The 17932-nt window shown below is 40.6% G+C and carries 16 protein-coding genes, 1 pseudogene and 4 other annotated features; of the genes and pseudogenes, 10 read left to right on the forward strand and 7 right to left on the reverse strand.

Features of this window, described 5'->3' with window-relative positions:
- Positions 1-14: 14 nt before the first annotated feature.
- Genes ACFVSW_RS05360 through ACFVSW_RS05370 form a run of 3 tightly spaced genes read right to left on the reverse strand, consistent with a single transcriptional unit; the run spans position 15 to position 2903 of the window.
- Positions 15-1133, reverse strand: coding sequence for a glycosyltransferase family 4 protein (locus ACFVSW_RS05360; protein WP_387313146.1), 1119 nt, complete (start codon positions 1131-1133; stop codon positions 15-17).
- Positions 1130-2269, reverse strand: a complete 1140-nt coding sequence (locus ACFVSW_RS05365) for a glycosyltransferase family 4 protein (protein ID WP_387313148.1) — start codon at positions 2267-2269, stop codon at positions 1130-1132. Before ACFVSW_RS05365 ends, ACFVSW_RS05360 begins: the two co-directional genes overlap by 4 nt.
- 4 nt (positions 2270-2273) lie before the next feature.
- Positions 2274-2903 carry an exopolysaccharide biosynthesis polyprenyl glycosylphosphotransferase gene (locus tag ACFVSW_RS05370; protein ID WP_387313153.1) on the reverse strand — a complete coding sequence of 210 codons (630 nt, stop codon included), beginning with the start codon at positions 2901-2903 and terminating at the stop codon, positions 2274-2276.
- 463 nt (positions 2904-3366) lie between these two features.
- Here ACFVSW_RS05370 and ACFVSW_RS05375 point away from each other — a divergent pair, with 463 nt between their 5' ends.
- A complete protein-coding gene (locus ACFVSW_RS05375) occupies positions 3367-4455 on the forward strand; it encodes a CotS family spore coat protein (RefSeq protein WP_387313155.1) in 1089 nt (362 codons plus the stop codon).
- 6 nt (positions 4456-4461) lie between these two features.
- Complete coding sequence (locus ACFVSW_RS05380; RefSeq protein WP_387313157.1) at positions 4462-5871, forward strand: glycosyltransferase family 4 protein; 1410 nt, start codon at positions 4462-4464, stop codon at positions 5869-5871.
- Between the two features lie 96 nt (positions 5872-5967).
- Here ACFVSW_RS05380 and ACFVSW_RS05385 read toward each other — a convergent pair whose 3' ends face one another.
- Positions 5968-6549 (reverse strand): DUF421 domain-containing protein, encoded by a 582-nt coding sequence (locus ACFVSW_RS05385; RefSeq protein ID WP_387313158.1) that lies wholly within the window; start codon positions 6547-6549, stop codon positions 5968-5970.
- A 155-nt stretch (positions 6550-6704) separates the two neighbouring features.
- Positions 6705-6981: a binding site (T-box leader), on the forward strand.
- Between the two features lie 144 nt (positions 6982-7125).
- On the opposite strand from ACFVSW_RS05385, the gene ACFVSW_RS05390 reads away from it, so the two are divergent.
- Genes ACFVSW_RS05390 through ACFVSW_RS05405 form a run of 4 tightly spaced genes read left to right on the forward strand, consistent with a single transcriptional unit; the run spans position 7126 to position 11130 of the window.
- Positions 7126-7983 carry an SAM hydrolase/SAM-dependent halogenase family protein gene (locus ACFVSW_RS05390; RefSeq protein WP_387313160.1) on the forward strand — a complete coding sequence of 286 codons (858 nt, stop codon included), beginning with the start codon at positions 7126-7128 and terminating at the stop codon, positions 7981-7983.
- A 30-nt stretch (positions 7984-8013) separates the two neighbouring features.
- Complete coding sequence (locus tag ACFVSW_RS05395; RefSeq protein ID WP_387313163.1) at positions 8014-8571, forward strand: ECF-type riboflavin transporter substrate-binding protein; 558 nt, start codon at positions 8014-8016, stop codon at positions 8569-8571.
- A gap of 26 nt (positions 8572-8597) precedes the next feature.
- Complete coding sequence (locus ACFVSW_RS05400) at positions 8598-10328, forward strand: ABC transporter ATP-binding protein (RefSeq protein WP_387313165.1); 1731 nt, start codon at positions 8598-8600, stop codon at positions 10326-10328.
- Positions 10300-11130 (forward strand): energy-coupling factor transporter transmembrane component T family protein, encoded by an 831-nt coding sequence (locus ACFVSW_RS05405; RefSeq protein WP_387313167.1) that lies wholly within the window; start codon positions 10300-10302, stop codon positions 11128-11130. The genes ACFVSW_RS05400 and ACFVSW_RS05405 overlap by 29 nt, the downstream gene beginning before the upstream one ends.
- Before the next feature lie 90 nt (positions 11131-11220).
- Here the strand turns inward: ACFVSW_RS05405 and ACFVSW_RS05410 are convergent.
- Together ACFVSW_RS05410 and ACFVSW_RS05415 are read right to left on the reverse strand one after the other, a co-directional pair.
- Positions 11221-11328 (reverse strand): annotated as a pseudogene (locus ACFVSW_RS05410) (carboxylesterase); the annotation flags it as partial.
- A 19-nt stretch (positions 11329-11347) separates the two neighbouring features.
- Entirely contained in the window at positions 11348-12292 is a 945-nt protein-coding gene (locus tag ACFVSW_RS05415; RefSeq protein WP_387313169.1) for a ring-cleaving dioxygenase, read from the reverse strand.
- Positions 12293-12350: 58 nt separating this feature from the next.
- On the opposite strand from ACFVSW_RS05415, the gene ACFVSW_RS05420 reads away from it, so the two are divergent.
- Positions 12351-12479: a hypothetical protein gene (locus tag ACFVSW_RS05420; RefSeq protein WP_387313171.1), complete on the forward strand. Its 129-nt coding sequence runs from the start codon at positions 12351-12353 to the stop codon at positions 12477-12479.
- A 188-nt stretch (positions 12480-12667) separates the two neighbouring features.
- Here the strand turns inward: ACFVSW_RS05420 and ACFVSW_RS05425 are convergent, their stop codons facing one another.
- A complete protein-coding gene (locus tag ACFVSW_RS05425) occupies positions 12668-13453 on the reverse strand; it encodes an alpha/beta fold hydrolase (RefSeq protein WP_387313173.1) in 786 nt (261 codons plus the stop codon).
- Between the two features lie 115 nt (positions 13454-13568).
- On the opposite strand from ACFVSW_RS05425, the gene ACFVSW_RS05430 reads away from it, so the two are divergent.
- The 3 genes from ACFVSW_RS05430 to ACFVSW_RS05440 all read left to right on the forward strand — a co-directional run bounded on the left by ACFVSW_RS05430 (position 13569) and on the right by ACFVSW_RS05440 (position 17871).
- On the forward strand, positions 13569-14660 hold the full coding sequence (locus tag ACFVSW_RS05430; protein WP_387313175.1) for a low temperature requirement protein A: 1092 nt from the start codon (positions 13569-13571) through the stop codon (positions 14658-14660).
- A gap of 216 nt (positions 14661-14876) precedes the next feature.
- Positions 14877-15109, forward strand: a binding site (T-box leader).
- A 48-nt stretch (positions 15110-15157) separates the two neighbouring features.
- Positions 15158-15389: a binding site (T-box leader), on the forward strand.
- Positions 15390-15438: 49 nt separating this feature from the next.
- Positions 15439-15670, forward strand: a binding site (T-box leader).
- A gap of 129 nt (positions 15671-15799) precedes the next feature.
- Positions 15800-17560 carry an aromatic amino acid hydroxylase gene (locus ACFVSW_RS05435; RefSeq protein WP_387313176.1) on the forward strand — a complete coding sequence of 587 codons (1761 nt, stop codon included), beginning with the start codon at positions 15800-15802 and terminating at the stop codon, positions 17558-17560.
- Entirely contained in the window at positions 17554-17871 is a 318-nt protein-coding gene (locus tag ACFVSW_RS05440; protein WP_387313178.1) for a 4a-hydroxytetrahydrobiopterin dehydratase, read from the forward strand. Before ACFVSW_RS05435 ends, ACFVSW_RS05440 begins: the two co-directional genes overlap by 7 nt.
- Positions 17872-17932 lie beyond the last annotated feature (61 nt).

The following is a 17932-nucleotide window of genomic DNA, read 5'->3' on the forward strand; positions in this document are numbered from 1 at the left end:
AAAACGATAGGGGCTTATCGTTTTCCTTTTAAATAAACCTGTTCTGTTTGTTGACACATTTGCTCCACTGTAAACCCGCTCGCAAGTTCCAAATAGTACCTTCCTACTTCCTCACGGTACGAATCGTTTGCTAGTATAGTAGTAAGCCGATGGCACATGGCTTCATCATCATTTATTTCTACTAAAAGGTTCTTCGTCCCATCGGGGTCGATTACTTCCTTAACCCCGCCGACATCTGTACTGATAACGGAAAGTCCCCGGCCGCATGCCTCAAGCAAAACATAGGGAAGCCCCTCTTTATGAGAGGTAATCACCATCGCATGCATCTGGTCCATCCACTCGAGGACATTGTCCTGATTTCCTTCTAACTTGATAATCGATTCAAGGTTTCGCGTTTTAATCTCGTTTTGATAATGACCATATAATGGACCATCGCCAATCAACCAAAACTCGACATTTTGCCCTCTGAATCGCGAAGCTACCCTAAGGAGCATATCCAAATTCTTTTCCGAGGCAAAACGGCCGACAAAGCCAACAACCTTGGGATCACGCTTGCGAAGACGTTGCTGCAATAATTCCCAATCTGTAAACGAAATGATTTGCTTTTCAGGGATCCCATTATGGATAACAGACAATTTCTTTCGATTAATTCCATGATCGATTCCTTGTGTAAAGTCAAAGCTTGACACCGTGATAATGTCCGTAGAAACCCAACTGAATACCTTTTCAAGCAGAAGATAAAATCTTCGCTTTTTCGATGATAAAGTGGGATCCGTGAACACAAAGCCATGGGCGGTATAAATATTTTTATCGATTCTATTTAAAAAACCAGCCAATCTCGCAATGATACCCGCGATTGAACTGTGTGAATGAACAAGATCATATTTTCCTTTTTTTATAAAAAGAAATAAATTCGATATTGCCTTCGTATCTTCCCATATCTTGATGGTTCTTGGGATAGGTATCACGGCAGTCTCAATTTCCTGCTTCGCTAACTCTTCCCTTAGTGGTCCATCTTCGCCGAGCACGACATGGACTTCATGTCCTTTCTTTGAAAACCATTCCGTCAAATACAGTAGATGTTTCTGAGCGCCGCCGATATCCGCACCGGTTATACAATAGAGGATTTTCATTTGCCAACGGTGTTAATGACACCTGCAACTCCTTTAATAAACGATTTTCTAGTAAAATGTGCTTCGTACCTTGCTCGTGCCTGATGCCCCATCTGTTCACATAGCGCTGGCTGTTCGAGCAGCAGTGTTAGCTTTTCAACGAGTTCATCCAGACTTCCGGGCTTAATGATAAAACCGGTTTTTTCGTCTTCAATTAACTCCGGAATACCGCCGACATTTGTCGAAATAGCTGGCAGCCCTAAAGCCATGGCTTCAATAATCGAAAGCGGCAGTCCTTCGGTATCCGAGGGCAAAATGAAAACAGTTGAAGTTAGTAAAAGCTCCCAAGGATTTTCAACCCAGCCGAGAAAGTTGACAGAGCCTTCGAGCCCCAATTGACGTACATGTTCGTGCAAGGAATGTTTATAGTCTTCTGGATGCCATGGAGGTTTCTCTCCGATAATATTCAGCTGAACGTTATTGCCCAATTTCTTCAGCCGGTCGACAGCTGAAATCGCAAGGTCTTGGCGTTTTCCTTCAATTATTGTTCCAACCATGGTGATCGTAAAGGTGGAACTTTCCTTCTTTCGTTCGGATAATGTGGTTGTCAGCTCGACACCATTATGAACCACGCTGAATTTAGTCTTTTGATTGGGAAATTGTTGCTGGTAGCGCTCTGCTAATGTGTTTGAAACGACAATAATTTTATCAGCGGCTGCTACGCTTATTTTTCCTAAAAGATTATTCAGCTGTTCCTCCCCATGGAGATGCCAGATGACCTTTCGTCCAAACAGTTTCGCCAGCCAGCCAATGAGGAGCTGGGAGCGGAATTGACTCGTATATACAAGGTCAATCTGATTCTTGCGAAGGTAGGAAATAACGTGAAATAAATGCGGGAGCATATTGATTGCTTGCGAAAGGAAAAAGAATGCTCCCGTTTTGACTTGTCCTTTTCGAATCTTATCGACGGCATTATGGATTGGAATCAGTGTAACGGCTTTTCCTGCAGCGCTTACACGACCGTTCATCGGTCCGTCTGTTGAAGTGACAAAATAGGTCTCTAGTGAATCGCTGTCAAGCGACGTTAGAAGCTCAAGCTCGCATTTCTGTGCTCCTCCCCATTCTGGACGGCTTTCGTAAAAGAGAATCCGCTTCACTGTCTTATCTCCATCCTTTGGCGAACAAAATAACGGGAATTGATTTCAATATAATCTTAAAATCTAATAAAATCGAATAATTGTAAATATAGTATAAATCGAGATCTAATTTTTCCTTTGGGTCTATATCGTATCCGCCGTTAATTTGTGCCCAGCCAGTAATCCCTGGTTTTACTTGGAGGCGGTTACGAAAATGAGGAATTTCCTTTTCGAAGTCTTCAATAAAGACTAATCGTTCCGGCCGTGGGCCAATAATCGACATTTCGCCGCGTAATATATTTATAAATTGAGGAATTTCATCGATCCGGTATTTCCGTAAATAATAACCAACCGCAGTAATCCGGGCATCATTTTGGTTAGCCCATTGCGGTCCATGCTTTTCGGCATCTATGTACATCGTTCTGAATTTAATGATCAAAAAGGGTTGTCCATCCAGCCCAATGCGTTCCTGTGTGTAAAACACAGGACCGCGCGAATCAAGCTTAATGACAAGCGCAATGATGATAAGAAATGGGAAAAGAAGAATTAATAAACAAAGGCTTAAAAGAGTATCAATCATCTGTTTTACTAAAAAATGAAGTGGTTTATTTTTTGTGCTTGTTGTTACAAGACTTTGTTCATTAAGTACTTTCATTCTTCTCACCCTTATAAATGATAGTTAGAGGCTGCTCTTTTAAGAAGTTAAAAGGTTTAAAGCTAATGATTCTAAAGGGTTTACAACAGGAAACTATGAATATCTTTTTCCTATTGTACTATAAATTTACTCAACCTGTCTCCTATCCTTGCGAATTTTGTTGAATATTAAAAATTTTTTTAAGGACTTTAGTCTTGGGGCGGAGGAACTGTCCCGGAAGCAGGAAGCACGGGGACGGTTCTTATGCTTTGAGTACTTGATGAAGCAGGAGCACCGTCCCCCTGCTTCGCACACTTTTCTAAAGAATCCGCACCTAACCTCTCACCATGCTTGGACAATTACATATGATTAAGTATGGCCAATTGATTATTACTAAGCAGAGTAGGACGATTTCTAGAGCATTTTATTCCGAGTTAGAAATGTTTTGCACTTTTTGAGTGCTCAAAAAGGTAGGAGGGATATATTGGATAATATTGTTATCGTACCATGGGAAGTGGATGAGCTTACGCATGAATTTTTTATTCCGGATTATATTAATACGCTAGCTGATGAGGTTTTGAAACATTATAGTTTTCAAGTTAACAGCATGCAGGTGGTGACAACGAAGCCAGATAAAGGTGGGTCCATATGGAAACTTGAAACGAATGCAGGGCCAAAAAGTTTAAAACTGTTACATCGAAGACCAACTAGAAGTATGTTTAGCCTTGGAGCTCAAAAATACTTGGTCGAAGTTAAGGGAGCAAGAGTTCCAGGAATCGTCCAAACAAAAAATGGACAAGAGTATATTGAGGCAGGCGGGAAATTATGGTTTGTTGCCGAGTGGATTGAACCATTGGCACCGGTAACAAAAGATTTGGAAGGAGCAAAACAGCTTTGTTATGCGCTTGGTGAATTCCACCAGTTAAGCAAGGGGTATATTCCACCAAGTCAAGCAGAAATTGCTTCAAGATTGGCCAAATGGCCAAAGAGCTATGAAAAAGTCATCACGAAAATGGATTGGTTCCGAAACATTGCTAATGCTTATAAGGAGATGCCGGCAAGTCAATCGATATTGAATGTTGTAGATACATTTCAAGAACAAGCGAGAAAAAGTCTAGCAGACCTTAATCAATCGAGTTATTTGTCGTTAGTTGAACAAGGGAATAAGAGTTGGGGGCTCGTACACCAGGACTACGGTTGGTCAAACGGCCAAATGGGATCGAACGGTATGTGGATTATTGATCTGGATGGTGTCGCCTACGACCTGCCAATTCGTGATTTAAGGAAACTAATTTCAGGTACAATGTCCGATTTATTTAATTGGGATGTGACATGGATACGAGAAATGATAAGGGCTTACCATGAGGCAAGTCCACTAACACCTGAACTTTATGAACTATTAATGATCGATTTCTCCCTTCCTAATGAATTTTATAAAAATATTAAAGAAGTCGTATATGAACCGGAACTATTTTTAAATGAAACAACCACTCAATTAATTCAAACGATCGTCGACACGGATCAATCAAAATGGCCTGCGTTAAATGAAATTCAACATGATTGGAGGAAGTAGGGAAATATGAAGATATTAATGGTTTGTACAGAAAAACTTCCTGTGCCTCCTGTTTTAGGAGGAGCTATACAAACGTATATATCCGGAACTCTCCCAATCTTAAGCAAATTTCATGATATTACAGTGATCGGGATTAGTCATCCGTCTCTCCCTGATAATGAAATAATGAACGGCATTCAATATGTCCGTGTTCCAGGGATCGTATTGGAAATATATCGAGATGAGGTCGTACAATTTATCCAAAACAATTCTTTTGATCTTATCCACATTTTTAATCGCCCCCGACTTGTCATGCCCATCCGCGGTGCAGCGCCAAATGCAAAAATTACTTTAAGCATGCACAATGATATGTTCAGTATCGAAAAAATTGACACAACTGAGGCAACAGCAGTTTTGAAAGAGGTTTCCAATATTGTAACCGTAAGTGATTATGTAGGAAATGTCATCCGTACTCTTTATCCCGAATCTGTCCCTAATATCCGCACCATTTATTCAGGTGTAGATACCGAGCGTTTCCTACCTGGAAACCATCCAGAAATGCGCGAAATTCGAAATTCCATTCGAAAACAACACGGTTTAGAGAATAAAACCGTTTTATTATTTGCCGGAAGGCTTTCGGTAAACAAAGGGGTAGATAAGTTAATTCAAGCATTACCTCAGCTTTCAACAAAATTCAAAGATTTAGCTTTGGTAGTTATGGGAAGTAAATGGTTTAGTCAAGATGAAGTAACGGATTATGTCGCGTATATTAGGGCATTGGCAAAAAAACAATCCATACCGGTTGTAGCAACGGGTTTCGTTTCTCCAAGTGAAATTCAAAAATGGTTTGCATCAGCTGATTTATTTGTGTGTACTTCCCTTTGGCAAGAACCGCTAGCACGCGTTCATTATGAAGCAATGGCAGCAGGCCTTCCGATTGTTACAACTGCAAGGGGAGGAAACGCGGAAGTAATTATCCAAAATGAAAATGGGCTGGTCGTAGAAAATCCGGAAGATCCAAGTAGCTTTGCTGATAAAATTACAACCATCTTATCGGATAAATCTCTTATGAAAAGAATGGGGAATAGAGGAAGAGAACTGGCAGTTGCGAATTATGAATGGGATCGGGTGGCAAACGAGATTTTAGAAGTTTGGCAACAAGCGGTAGAAGCGCCGCTTACAAATATTCTGGATAATGATTTAGAGTCTATACAAACCCAACTCACGAATCAAACGCAAAGTGAGACACTCGAAGTCTATCAGAATGTGGAGCTCGACAACGAATTAAAACAAGACAAGGTGGATAAGAACGACAAAAAGGATAAGAAAGACAAAAAGGACAAGAAGAAAGATAAGAAAGATAAGAAAGATAAGAAAGATAAGAAAGATAAGAAAGATAAGAAAGATAAGAAAGACAAGAAAGATAAGCAAAAGTAAAACGAATATAATAATAAGTACACTAAAATATCCCCCTGACGTTAAGGGGGATATTTCGGTTATTCCCGGGGGAACTCATTCCAATCTGTTGGGTGATTAAGTGAGAGACTTTTTGTTTACCACCTCAGTAAATATATTCTCTTTAAGATCTGTTGACTGATTGATAGGAGAGGGGAGTTTACCAGTTTGAATTAATTGAATAAGATTTTGTATGTCTTCTTTTGTTGCAGGTTGTTTCTCTTTCTTTAACATATATCCTAATTGTCCATTCACCTCTAATGTAGCATATTGGACATCGCTAACCGTAGTAACACCTACTTGTCGTAGAAGTGTTTCTAATTTATCTATCGTAAATCTAAGTTTTTTTAAATTTTTTTCATTTATTTCCCCTTTTTCAATAATTGGTATAGCTTTACCAGAAACGAAAGATTCAAATCCATCGAATTTTAATTCAACGAATTCAATTATGATAAGAGCTAGTATTAATATGGTCCCGGCTCCAATAGTAGGCCAAAGCCCTTTACTTACCACTGGATGAATCATTAATGTACCAATCATAATCATGATCACTGTGTGTGGTACAGTCATTCTAGCTATCGACCGTCTCCCGCTAATCCGTAACAATATCAATCCTGTTACTATAATGATGACAGTTTTCCAAACCCAATCAAAATCCATACAAGCTCTCCTCTTTTTTATTATTAATATTACGAACTTTCTATATGGATATACATTATTTTGCAGGGGAGGGGTGCCTGTCCCCATGGTTTTTTTGCTTGACTATTTCGACTATCCAGAATATAATTGAATAAATTTTCAAATTAAATACACGATTTAAAGCGTTGAAGAGGGAAAGTACGATTATGTTATTTTTCACAGAGAGCTTCGGGAGCTGAAAAGAAGCAAAAATACGAATCCGAACAATGGCCTCCGAGCTTCGTTCTGAAACAATCTGCAAAGGTTGGAGTAGGTTCCGACGAGATTTGGTACTCGTTATCCATACCACAGTATAAGGAGCATCATTTGCGCTCACGTACTTGCAGAGGCTGTTTTGCGTGAGCAAACAGTAAATTAAGGTGGTACCACGTGGATCTAAACCACGTCCTTATCTATTTTCTTGAAATAGATAGGGGCGTGGTTTTTTAATTTTTTTCAGGAAGCATGGGGACGGTTCTTATGCTTTGGGTACATGATGAAGCAGGAGAACCGTCCCCCTGCTTCTAGCAGACATATTAAAGGATGGAGGAAAATAGAATGAATAATCATCTCGTATTACAAACTGATTTTGGGACAAGTGACGGTGCTGTGAGCGCTATGTATGGTGTGGCGATTTCTGTGAATCCAGCCATTCGGATTTTTGATTTAACCCATGACATTCCCCAGTATCATATATGGGAAGGCTCCTACCGCTTATATCAGACGGTTTCCTATTGGCCGGAAGGGACGGTGTTTGTATCGGTTGTTGACCCGGGCGTCGGTTCCGAGCGCAGAAGTATTGTCGCGAAAACGGCTTTAAATCAATATATCATTACTCCGGATAATGGGACGCTTACTCATATTAAAAACAGTATTGGGATTGTGGAAGTGAGAATCATTGATGAAAGCGTCAATCGCTTGCCGCGTTCAGGGGAATCTTATACGTTCCACGGCCGTGATGTCTATGCCTATACCGGGGCGCGACTCGCTTCTAATTTGATTACCTTTGAGGAAGTTGGTCCAGAGGTGCCGGTTGAATCCGTCATCGAACTGCCGAAAGCGGAGCCGAGGATTAGCCATCATATTCTCACAGGGAATATCGACATTCTTGATATTCGCTTCGGCAATTTATGGACCAATATTGACCGCGTCCTCTTCAAAGACTTATCAGCTGAATACGGCGATTCCTTTGAAGTGACGATTGAAAATGACACCCGCCAAGTTTATAAAAATATTATGACCTATGGCCGGACATTTGCCGACATCCATTTAGGCGAGCCCTTGCTGTATGTGAATTCGCTCGATAAAATCGGCGTGGCGATTAACCAGGGGTCGTTTGCCAAGGCGTATCATATTGAAACAGGGGCAGCGTGGAAAATTTCTATCCGCAAGGTTCCGAAAATTGTATATAATTGATTTTTAAAAAATATTTTGGGGGTTGAGGGAATGAGAAGAAAGAATTTATCAGTAAAAACTATTGTGGCGATTGGGATTGGGTCAGCTGTATTCGCAATTTTAGGGAGATTCGCCTCCATTCCAACGGGAGTTGCAAACACAAATTTCGAAACCGCGTATGGCTTTTTAGCGTTAATGGCGGTTGTGTTCGGACCGATTGCCGGCGGCTTGATTGGTTTAATCGGCCACACGTTAAAGGATGCCATTTTCTACGGAACACCGTGGTGGAGCTGGGTCGTTGTTTCTGGCATTGTTGGTCTTCTAATTGGTTTAGTAGCGAAGAAAATCAATATTGAGGAAGGCAAGTTTACGGTCAAAAATATCATTCTGTTTAACGTGATTCAAATCGTCGTCCAAGCAATCGGCTGGTTCGTGATAGCACCATCGCTCGATATTTTCATTTATGCGGAACCAGCGAATAAAGTTTACTTGCAAGGGCTTGTTGGCGGCGGGTTAAACATGGTGACAGTCGCTGTCCTTGGCACGCTGCTGCTTAGTATCTATGCAAAAAGCCGCAGCCAAAGCGGCAGCCTGACAAAGGATGTTTAATTAGAAGATTTGCTAGGAGAAATTTTATGAAAAAACCAGTTATTCAATTCGAAAACTATAGCTTTCAATACCGCAGCCAGACGGCACCGACATTACATGAGATCAACCTAACCGTCTATGAAGGGGAAAAGGTTCTTATTGTCGGTCCCTCAGGGTCTGGAAAAAGCACACTTGGCCATTGTCTCAATGGCCTTGTTCCCTTTTCATATAAAGGGAAAGTGTCAGGCAGTTTGAAAATCAGCGATAAGGATGTAAAGGATTTAGACATCTTTTCCTTATCGAAAAAAGTCGGTACCGTTCTTCAAGATCCGGATGGACAATTTATCGGACTTACGGTGGCTGAGGATATTGCATTTGCACTTGAAAATGATGTTGCACCGCAAACACATATGTTTGATAAAGTGGCCGAGGTATCGAAAATGGTCGAAATGGACGAGTATCTTGACTCCTCACTCCACCAGCTTTCCGGAGGTCAAAAGCAGCGGGTTTCACTTGCCGGGGTCATGGTCGATGACGTGGAGATTCTGTTATTTGATGAGCCACTGGCCAATCTCGATCCAGCGACAGGAAAATATGCGATTGAGCTCATTGACCGGATCCAAAAAGAAACAAACAAAACAGTCGTAATCATTGAGCATCGGCTGGAGGATGTCTTGCACTGCCATGTTGACCGCATCATTGTCGTGGATGATGGCAGGATTATCGCTGACATGAGTCCAGACGAACTATTAGCTTCACCCGTTTTAGAGCAGTGCTCCATCCGCGAGCCTTTATATGTAAAAGCGGCAAAGTACGCCGGCTGTGAGATAACGCCGGAAATGCAGCCTGCACATATCGAAACCTTTCAAGTGGATAGCTGCAAAGACCAGCTGGCAAACTGGTTTAAAAAAGCAGATACCCCTAACGATACGTCGATTTCAGAATTTATTTTGGAATTAAAGGATATTACATTTGGTTATAAACCGGGTCGAACAACAATTCAAGGTGTTTCTTTTTCAATTGAAAAAGGGGAAATGGTTAGTATTGTAGGAAAAAATGGTGCCGGAAAGTCGACGCTATCGAAATTAATTTGTGGCTTTGAGAAGCCGAATGCGGGCCAGATTTATTATCGCGGTCAGGATATTAGCGGTGATACGATTAAAGAGCGTGCAGCTAGGATTGGGATGGTGATGCAAAACCCGAATCAGATGATTTCGAAGCAGATGATTTATGATGAAGTGGCGCTAGGGCTCGTCATTCGCGGTGTACCAGAAGCCGAAATAAAAGAGCGCGTTTTGAAGACGCTGAAAATATGCGGCTTGTATCCATTCCGCAACTGGCCGATATCAGCGTTAAGTTTCGGTCAGAAAAAGCGGGTCACCATCGCCTCAATTTTAGTGTTGGAACCAGAGGTATTGATTCTTGACGAGCCAACTGCTGGCCAGGATTTCCGCCATTATACCGAGATTATGGAGTTTTTGGTGGAACTGGGACAGCAAGGCGTGACCATCATCATGATTACCCATGATATGCACTTGATGCTCGAATATACGCCGCGGGCGATTGTAATTGCCGGCGGGGAAAAAATTGCCGATGATACGGCTGTCAATGTATTGGCGGATTCTACTATTATTGAAGCGGCCAACTTAAAGGAAACATCCCTTTTTGAACTGGCGCACCGGACGGGAATAGGCGAACCAAAAGAGTTTGTCCGCCGGTTTATTGCTTATGATCGGGAGGTGCGGCAGTATGGCAGTAGAAATGCTTTCCTACATTGAGCGAATATCACCGGTCCATCGGCTTACAGGTGTAACCAAGCTGATTTGCTTCCTAATCTGGTCATCCATCGCGATGCTCACCTATGATACGCGCGTTTTGGTCTTTCTCTTCCTATTTAGTATTGGTGTTTTTATCGTTTCCAAGGTGAGGCTTAGTGAAGTGGCCTTTGTCCTGCTGTTTATATTGTTTTTCTTGCTGATTAATAATCTCGCAATCTATGTTTTTTCGCCGCAAGAGGGTGTGGGGATCTATGGTACAAGCCATGTGCTTGTTGACATCGGCGGCGGGCGCTATTCACTTACGCTTGAACAACTATTTTATCAATTCAATGTGACGCTTAAATATTTTACCGTCATTCCTGCAGCGATTCTGTTTATTGTCACGACCAATCCGAGTGAATTTGCGGCGTCATTAAACCGAATCGGAGTCAGCTACCGCATTTCCTATGCTGTCTCGCTCGCATTACGCTATATTCCCGATATTCAACGTGATTTTCGTAATATCTCGATGTCCCAGCAAGCAAGGGGAATTGATATGTCACGCAAAGAAAAGCTGCCGAGGAGGATCAAGAATGCCGCTTCAATCATCATCCCGCTTATCCTGTCCAGTCTCGATAAAATCGAGATTATCAGCAATGCAATGGAACTGCGCGGCTTTGGAAAAAACAAAAAGAGGACCTGGTACCGCGCCCGTCCCTTTCAAAAAATCGATATCATAACCTTAATCCTATTTGTCCTCATGTTAATCGTCACACTTTATATCACCTTTCATGATGGCAATCGGTTCTATAATCCGTTTTAAAGCAAGGGAACGGACGGTCCTCAAAAAAGCGAACAGTGACACTGTTCGCTTTTTGCACATTAGGATAAATTACTTTCCGTAATACTTGTATTATTTGATGATTAATTTGCGATACCAATTTGCTGTGGCTTCTACTTCTTGGACGGTTAATTGATGACCTCTATTCTCCCAATGAAGTGTTTTGTTGGATCTTGCCTCTTATTGAATATATGTTTCATCATTTATCTCCCTCAAGAACACGAACCTCTACAGGCGGTAAGGTCTCTTCAAATTCTTCTCTTTTTGACTCTAGCCAAGAAGGTAACATGAGTTTTTTTCCTAGTGCAGCGACTGGTTCATCGACCGAAAAGCCTGGTGGGTCGGTTGCTATTTCGAAGAGGATTCCCCCTTCTTCATGAAAATACACTGCTTTAAAGTAGTTTCGATCACGAATTTCTGTTGGATAATATCCTTTGTCTTGGAGAAGTGATCTCCATCTAAGTTGATCTTCTTCATCCTTTGCTCTCCAAGCTATATGGTGAACCGTTCCAGCTCCCATCAGCCCTCTGACTGAAGGATTTAACTGAATATCAATCGTATTTCCAAGATGTCCTTCAGATTTAAATCTCAGAAATTCATCTTCCTGTCCAATATATTCCATTCCCAAAATATTTTCTAGAACGTCCGTAGTTTTATGCGGTCGTGCAGAAAACAGCACAGCACCACCAAACCCTTTTATTGCATATTCAGCTTGAACTCCCCCAAAGTTCCAAGTATTTATTGGACCTTCATCTCGTTCTGTCAGTTCTAGTTGGAGTCCGTCAGGATCGGTAAATTTCAAATATCTCTCGCCAAAGCGATTGGATGAAGTATATTCAATTCCAAACTTTCGTAAACGATTCTCCCAGAAATTAATTGAACCTGTTGGAATAATGTAGCTAGTGACTCCAACCTGACCTAAACCAATTCGACCTTTCAGCTGTTTAGCCCATGGGAAAAAGGTGATGACAGTACCTGGTTGCCCTGTTTCATTCCCAAAATATAGATGGTATACTTCTGGTCGATCAAAATTTATGGTTTTTTTAACGAGTCTTAACCCAAGTACGCCTGAATAAAAGTCAATATTCCTTTGTGCATCGTTTACCATGGCTGTTATATGATGGATACCTGCTGTCTTTTGCAATCATATTCTCTCCATTTCGCTAAAGTGGATTATAAATAGAACTATTTAGGACGTTCTATTGAAAAGCATCGAAGACGGCTTCGCACAATGGAAGCATGCGCCAAAGCGCGGAGGAGAAGGAAAAGCGGAAGCGCCTTGTCCAGCCGCGACAAGCGCTGGAGGGTCTGACGTTGAAGTCGTTCTTTGACTTCAGCGGCAGGACCGAAGCGACCTCGAGGGGCTAGGCGCTGCAGCTAGACGAGCTCCCCGGACCGCCCTAAGGTGCGCGAAGCGCCTGAATCAGAAATCAACAGGCAAGTTTAACAGAGCCTTATTTTAAAAAAGATCAACTAGGAATTGAAAATAAACGCAGGGTACAGATTGCTTATATAGCCATCACTCTAAAAAGCTCTTCATCTCAGAAATAAATTGATCAGGTGCTTCATACATACTCATATGGCCCGTATTTTTTAATAAAGAATGCTTAATGTTTTCCTTCGTAACCGAAAATGTTTTTTCATATGGGATAATCTGGTCCTTTTCGCCGGCAAGTAAAAGAACAGGTAATGTGGTTTTCTCAAGAACGCTATTTCGGTCTGGCCGATCTTTCATTGCTTTTAGTGCACCAATGGCGCCTTCAAGAGAAGTTAAGTAACCAATATCCTGTGTAACTTTTACGTCATCGACAAGCTTCTTTAAATTGTCCGAAGAAAAAAGTTTAGGGACCAACCCGTCGACTAGAGAATGCATTCCCTGATGTGTTACTTTTTCTATATTAGCTTCTCTCCCCTTTTTTGCTTCTTCTGAGTCTGGAAAAGCAGTCGAGTGAATAAGTGAGAAACGATTTAATCGGTTACTAAATTTTTCAGCAAACGCAAGTGTTATGTACCCTCCTAAAGAGTGACCAAACATGGCTACTTCCTTTATTTCCAATTTATTCAACAGCTGATTAATAATGTCGGACATTTCCTCAATTGAATGTTTTTCATTCGTTATGGTTGAATTTCCGTGACCAGGAAGATCCGGCGCAATGACTCGATAGTCTTTTGATAACTCGGGAATCACTTTTTCCCAATACTTCTGGCTTCCACAAAATCCGTGAAGTAAAACAATCGGTTTTCCATCTCCTTCATCACGATACGACATTGTTATATTCTGTAACATAATGTTTTTCATATTCATAATCATTCAGCTCCAATCTTTTGTTTTGAAACCATTGAAGTGCATTATCTGCAATTTTCTTTCAAATTATTTTTATCATACAATAATCTATAAGAGGAAGGAAGGAGGGCTGAAAATGGAAGAAAAGAAAGTTACATGGTTAGAACTCTTATATGATTTGCTTTTTGCGGCAGCTGTTTCGACTGCGACTCATGTATTACTTCATGTTGAAAAAGGGGAAATCCATCCAGAATACTTTTTGAAGTTTGTTTTAATATTTATCCCTATCTGGTGGTCTTGGGTAGGCCAAACGTTGTTTATTAATCGGTTTGGACAAGATTTTTTTCACCAACGGATCTTTACGATTTTTCAGATGTTGTTTGTCCTTATTATGACATCCTCCTTATCGGTTGACTTTGATCAATATTTTCTTCCGTTTCTTATTGGCTATATTGGATTAAGAGCACTTACAGCGATCCAATATCTGGTTGTTCGAAGATTAGAAGAAGGGGATAGGAAAAAGGTAGCTCAATATTTAGGAACTCGTTTTTGGATAGGAATCATTATATCATGTTTCTCTATCTTATTTGATTCATGGATACGATATAGCGTATTGTATGCAGGAATATTTGTTGATATTATTGTGCCATTTTTCGGACGTAAGTATTTGGTGAAAGCCACGTCCAATACGGTTCATTTATTAGACCGTTTTGCTACATTTACAGTAATCCTTTTTGGGGAATCGGTCGTCAGCACCCTTTCTGTACTTCAGCCACAAAAAGGGGATTGGAATTCGATCTCATTTTCAATCATTTCATTTATCCTTATTATTTCGATGTGGTGGCAGTATTTCGAAAATGTAGATAAGAAAGTAAATAAGTCGATCGAAACAGCCGGCCAAACTATTATTTACGGTCATCTGTTTATTTTAATGTCTTTGAGCATGATTGCTGCTTCCATCAAGCTGCTCTATCTCAATGAGGTAGGTTATTCATTTAACTTATATTTTGTATTCGGTTCTGTATTACTCTATTTCATTACAACAACTATCGTTTTTCATCAATACAGGTTTGAACAAGACCGCTTAAAATATCATCATTTAGTGTTATTTTTAGGGATTTTAGCAACCTTTTTTATTATTAATTTGGTAGTAGTAGTTCCAAACATAATCATAATAGGACAACTAACCCTGTTTTTTATCATCTATGCTAAATTAACAACTACTTAGGAATTTTACCCGGCAGTTCGTAAAATAAAATAATAAAGGTTATTGGTGGCATAAGACAGTTAAATATTTTTGAATAAAATTATATTTACATAACTAGACAAGATACACCTCCCACAAAGAGTTTTCGGTCTGCGATAATATATTTATACTAGTTAACCCTTGACAACTTGGCAAATCTTATTTTATAATTCGTTATACTAAAAAAATGTTAAATATTGTAGAGCGTTGAAAGGAATCAAGTAGTGCTTAACAATTTTGTCTTCAGAGAGCTGATGGTTGGTGCGAATCAGTACAAACGTAAGCATGAATTACACTCCGGGAGTTTCTTTTTCGTAGTAAAGGCAGCAGCCTTTATGAAGGGGAAGACGGCAACAAAGCCGTTATCAGAATGAAGTGGTGAGCATAAGCTCGCAACTAGGGTGGTACCGCGAAGTCTATTCGTCCCTACTGGAATTTTGCCAGTAGGGACTTTTTATTTTTATAAAAAATTTCATAGGATACAAGCATGGAAGGGAATACAGTAGTGCTTAGCATTTTGTCTACAGAGAGCTGATGGTCGGTGCGAATCAGTACAAACGTAAGCATGAATTACACTCCCGGAGTTTCTTTTTCGTAGTAAAGGCAGCAGTCTTTATGAAGGGGAAGACGGCATCATAGTCGTTATTAGAATGAAGTGGTGAGCATAAGCTCGCAACTAGGGTGGTACCGCGAAGTCTATTCGTCCCTACTGGAATTTTTCCAGTAGGGACTTTTTATTTTTTAATTAAAATTTCATAGGATACAAGCATGGAAGGGAATACAGTAGTGCTTAGCATTTTGTCTACAGAGAGCTGATGGTCGGTGTGAATCAGTACAAATGTAAGCATGAATTACACTCCCGGAGTTTCTTTTTCGTAGTAAAGGCAGCAGTCTTTATGAAGGGGAAGACGGCAACAAAGTCGTTATTAGAATGAAGTGGTGAGCGTATGCTCGCAACTAGGGTGGTACCGCGAAGTCTATTCGTCCCTACTGGTTTATTCCAGTAGGGACTTTTTTTATGGAAGGAGGAGTAATGATGAAACAGAGAATTCGATTACCTTGTTAAGAGAATTAAGAGAATTCACAACAACATTGAAAAGATAGAAAGGATGTAATCTAGTATGAACCAACAATCAAAATCCAGAAAACAGATTCCCGCGCATTTGCGACAATTTGTTTCTGAGCAGCACTACGAGGAGTACACACCGATTGATCATGCGGTATGGCGATATGTGATGAGACAAAATCATCATGCCCTAAAGGATTCGGCACATCCGGCATATGTGGAAGGTCTCCGCGCATCTGGGATTGACACAGAGGCTATTCCAAATGTATCAGACATGAACGAGCATCTTTCGAAAATTGGCTGGGGCGCTGCGATTGTAGATGGATTGATTCCAGGTGTTGCCTTTTATGATTTCCAAGCGCATGGTATTTTGCCAATTGCCGTGGCTATTCGAAAAGTAGAAAACATCGAATATACACCGGCACCGGATATTATCCACGAATCCGTAGGTCATGCACCAATCCTATTTGATTCTAAATATGCTTCATACGTCAAACGATTTGGAGAAATTGGTTCAAAGGCATTTGCGACAAAAGCAAAACATGAAGTATTTGAGGCTGTAAGAAATCTTTCGATTGTTATGGAAGATCGCCATTCCACACCGCAACAAATTGAAGAAGCAAAACGATTGCTAAGCGAAAGGAAAAAAGCGGTAAAAGGGATGTCGGAAGCAGATCAAATCTCGCGGATTTTCTGGTGGACAGTGGAGTACGGCTTAATTGGAACGTTGGAAAACCCGCAAATATACGGTGCCGGACTCTTATCTTCTGTAGGAGAAAGCAAGCATTGCCTGTCTGATAAGGTAGTAAAACTTCCTTTTTCTATTGAGTCATGTATTCAGACAAGCTACGATGTAACGACGATGCAGCCGCAATTATTTGTTTGCGAGAGTTTTGATCAATTGACAGAGGCTATCGAAGAGTTCGCCAATTCAATGGCATTCCGGAAAGGGGGAACGGAGAGCTTAGATAAGGCGCTTCAATCAGGTAGTACGTCGACATTTGTCCTGAATTCTGGATTACAAATTACAGGAACGATCGAAAGGCTGCTTAAAGATTCAGATGGAGAAGCCATTTACGTGAAAACAGCAGGACCTACGGCTTTGGCTATTAATGATAAGGAACTTTCTGGACATTCGAAAACGACACATTACAGCGGTTTTGGCACTCCAATTGGTTTATTAGAAGGGGACATCGCTCTTGAAGAATGTACCGAGGAAGACCTTCAGACTTTAGGAATTGAAAAAGGTCGTAAATCGACTTTGGCTTTTAAGAGCGGCATTCAAGTAACGGGTAGGATCTCTACTATAATCCGAAACAACAACAAACTAAATCTCATTTCCTTCGAAAGCTGCAAAGTCACATTAGGAGATCAAGTGTTATTTGAGGAAAAGTGGGGAACGTTCGACATGGCGGTAGGATCAGCCGTTATTTCTGCATTTCCAGGCGCTGCCGATGCAGAAGCATTCTTCGGTGTAGAAGAAATATTTAAAAAGGCTGCAACAGAACCAAGACTGTTAACAGAAATAGAAATTCTGTACCAAACAATCAGAGAAATCCGTGAAAAAGAGTCACTGGATGAAAATAGTATGGTGACTGTTCAAAACGTTCTTCAAGTGTTGAGAAGCACTTATCCAAAAGAATGGCTGTTGCGCTTGGAAATTCTGGAATTGTTCTGTGAGCATTGTGTGCAAACAATGGAAACAGAACAGGTGCATCAAGAATTGCTTCGTCTCAGCACAACAAAAGAACTTCAGCGTCTGATCAATAATGGATTATCGTTACTTCCGCTTCAAAAGGAAAGTCAAAGATGTTAACAGCATTGACTCCTTCAGAAATTCAATCGGAGTGTGCAAAACTTCAAAACTGGAAGGCAAAAAACGATAAATGGATCGAAAGGAAATATATGTTTAAAGATTACCTGCAGGGTATTCAATTTGTTTCAGCAATCGGCCAAATTGCTGAAGCAAACAAACATCATCCATTTATCAATGTCCAATATAAAGCGGTTATTGTCTCGCTCAGCACCTGGGCTGCAAAAGGTGTAACAGCTTTAGATATTGATCTAGCAGTCGAATTCGAAAAAGCGTATGAACATGTAAATCATACTATTTCATCCATAAGGTGATTAGTATATCGAAAATATGATTTTATGTACAGATGAATGAAAGAAGCAAGGGGACGGTTCT

The sequence above is a fragment of the Neobacillus sp. NPDC058068 genome (assembly GCF_042885335.1).
Taxonomy (GTDB): domain Bacteria; phylum Bacillota; class Bacilli; order Bacillales; family Cytobacillaceae; genus Neobacillus.

Excerpts from the sequence above, each read along its gene's own strand:
- ACFVSW_RS05360 (WP_387313146.1), bottom strand. The coding sequence starts at position 1,133 with ATGAAAATCCTCTATTGTATAACCGGTGCGGATATCGGCGGCGCTCAG.
- ACFVSW_RS05370 (WP_387313153.1), bottom strand. The coding sequence starts at position 2,903 with ATGAAAGTACTTAATGAACAAAGTCTTGTAACAACAAGCACAAAAAAT.
- ACFVSW_RS05380 (WP_387313157.1), top strand. The coding sequence starts at position 4,462 with ATGAAGATATTAATGGTTTGTACAGAAAAACTTCCTGTGCCTCCTGTT.
- ACFVSW_RS05385 (WP_387313158.1), bottom strand. The coding sequence starts at position 6,549 with ATGGATTTTGATTGGGTTTGGAAAACTGTCATCATTATAGTAACAGGA.
- ACFVSW_RS05390 (WP_387313160.1), top strand. The coding sequence starts at position 7,126 with ATGAATAATCATCTCGTATTACAAACTGATTTTGGGACAAGTGACGGT.
- ACFVSW_RS05395 (WP_387313163.1), top strand. The coding sequence starts at position 8,014 with ATGAGAAGAAAGAATTTATCAGTAAAAACTATTGTGGCGATTGGGATT.
- ACFVSW_RS05400 (WP_387313165.1), top strand. The coding sequence starts at position 8,598 with ATGAAAAAACCAGTTATTCAATTCGAAAACTATAGCTTTCAATACCGC.
- ACFVSW_RS05405 (WP_387313167.1), top strand. The coding sequence starts at position 10,300 with ATGGCAGTAGAAATGCTTTCCTACATTGAGCGAATATCACCGGTCCAT.
- ACFVSW_RS05425 (WP_387313173.1), bottom strand. The coding sequence starts at position 13,453 with ATGAATATGAAAAACATTATGTTACAGAATATAACAATGTCGTATCGT.
- ACFVSW_RS05430 (WP_387313175.1), top strand. The coding sequence starts at position 13,569 with ATGGAAGAAAAGAAAGTTACATGGTTAGAACTCTTATATGATTTGCTT.
- ACFVSW_RS05435 (WP_387313176.1), top strand. The coding sequence starts at position 15,800 with ATGAACCAACAATCAAAATCCAGAAAACAGATTCCCGCGCATTTGCGA.
- ACFVSW_RS05440 (WP_387313178.1), top strand. The coding sequence starts at position 17,554 with ATGTTAACAGCATTGACTCCTTCAGAAATTCAATCGGAGTGTGCAAAA.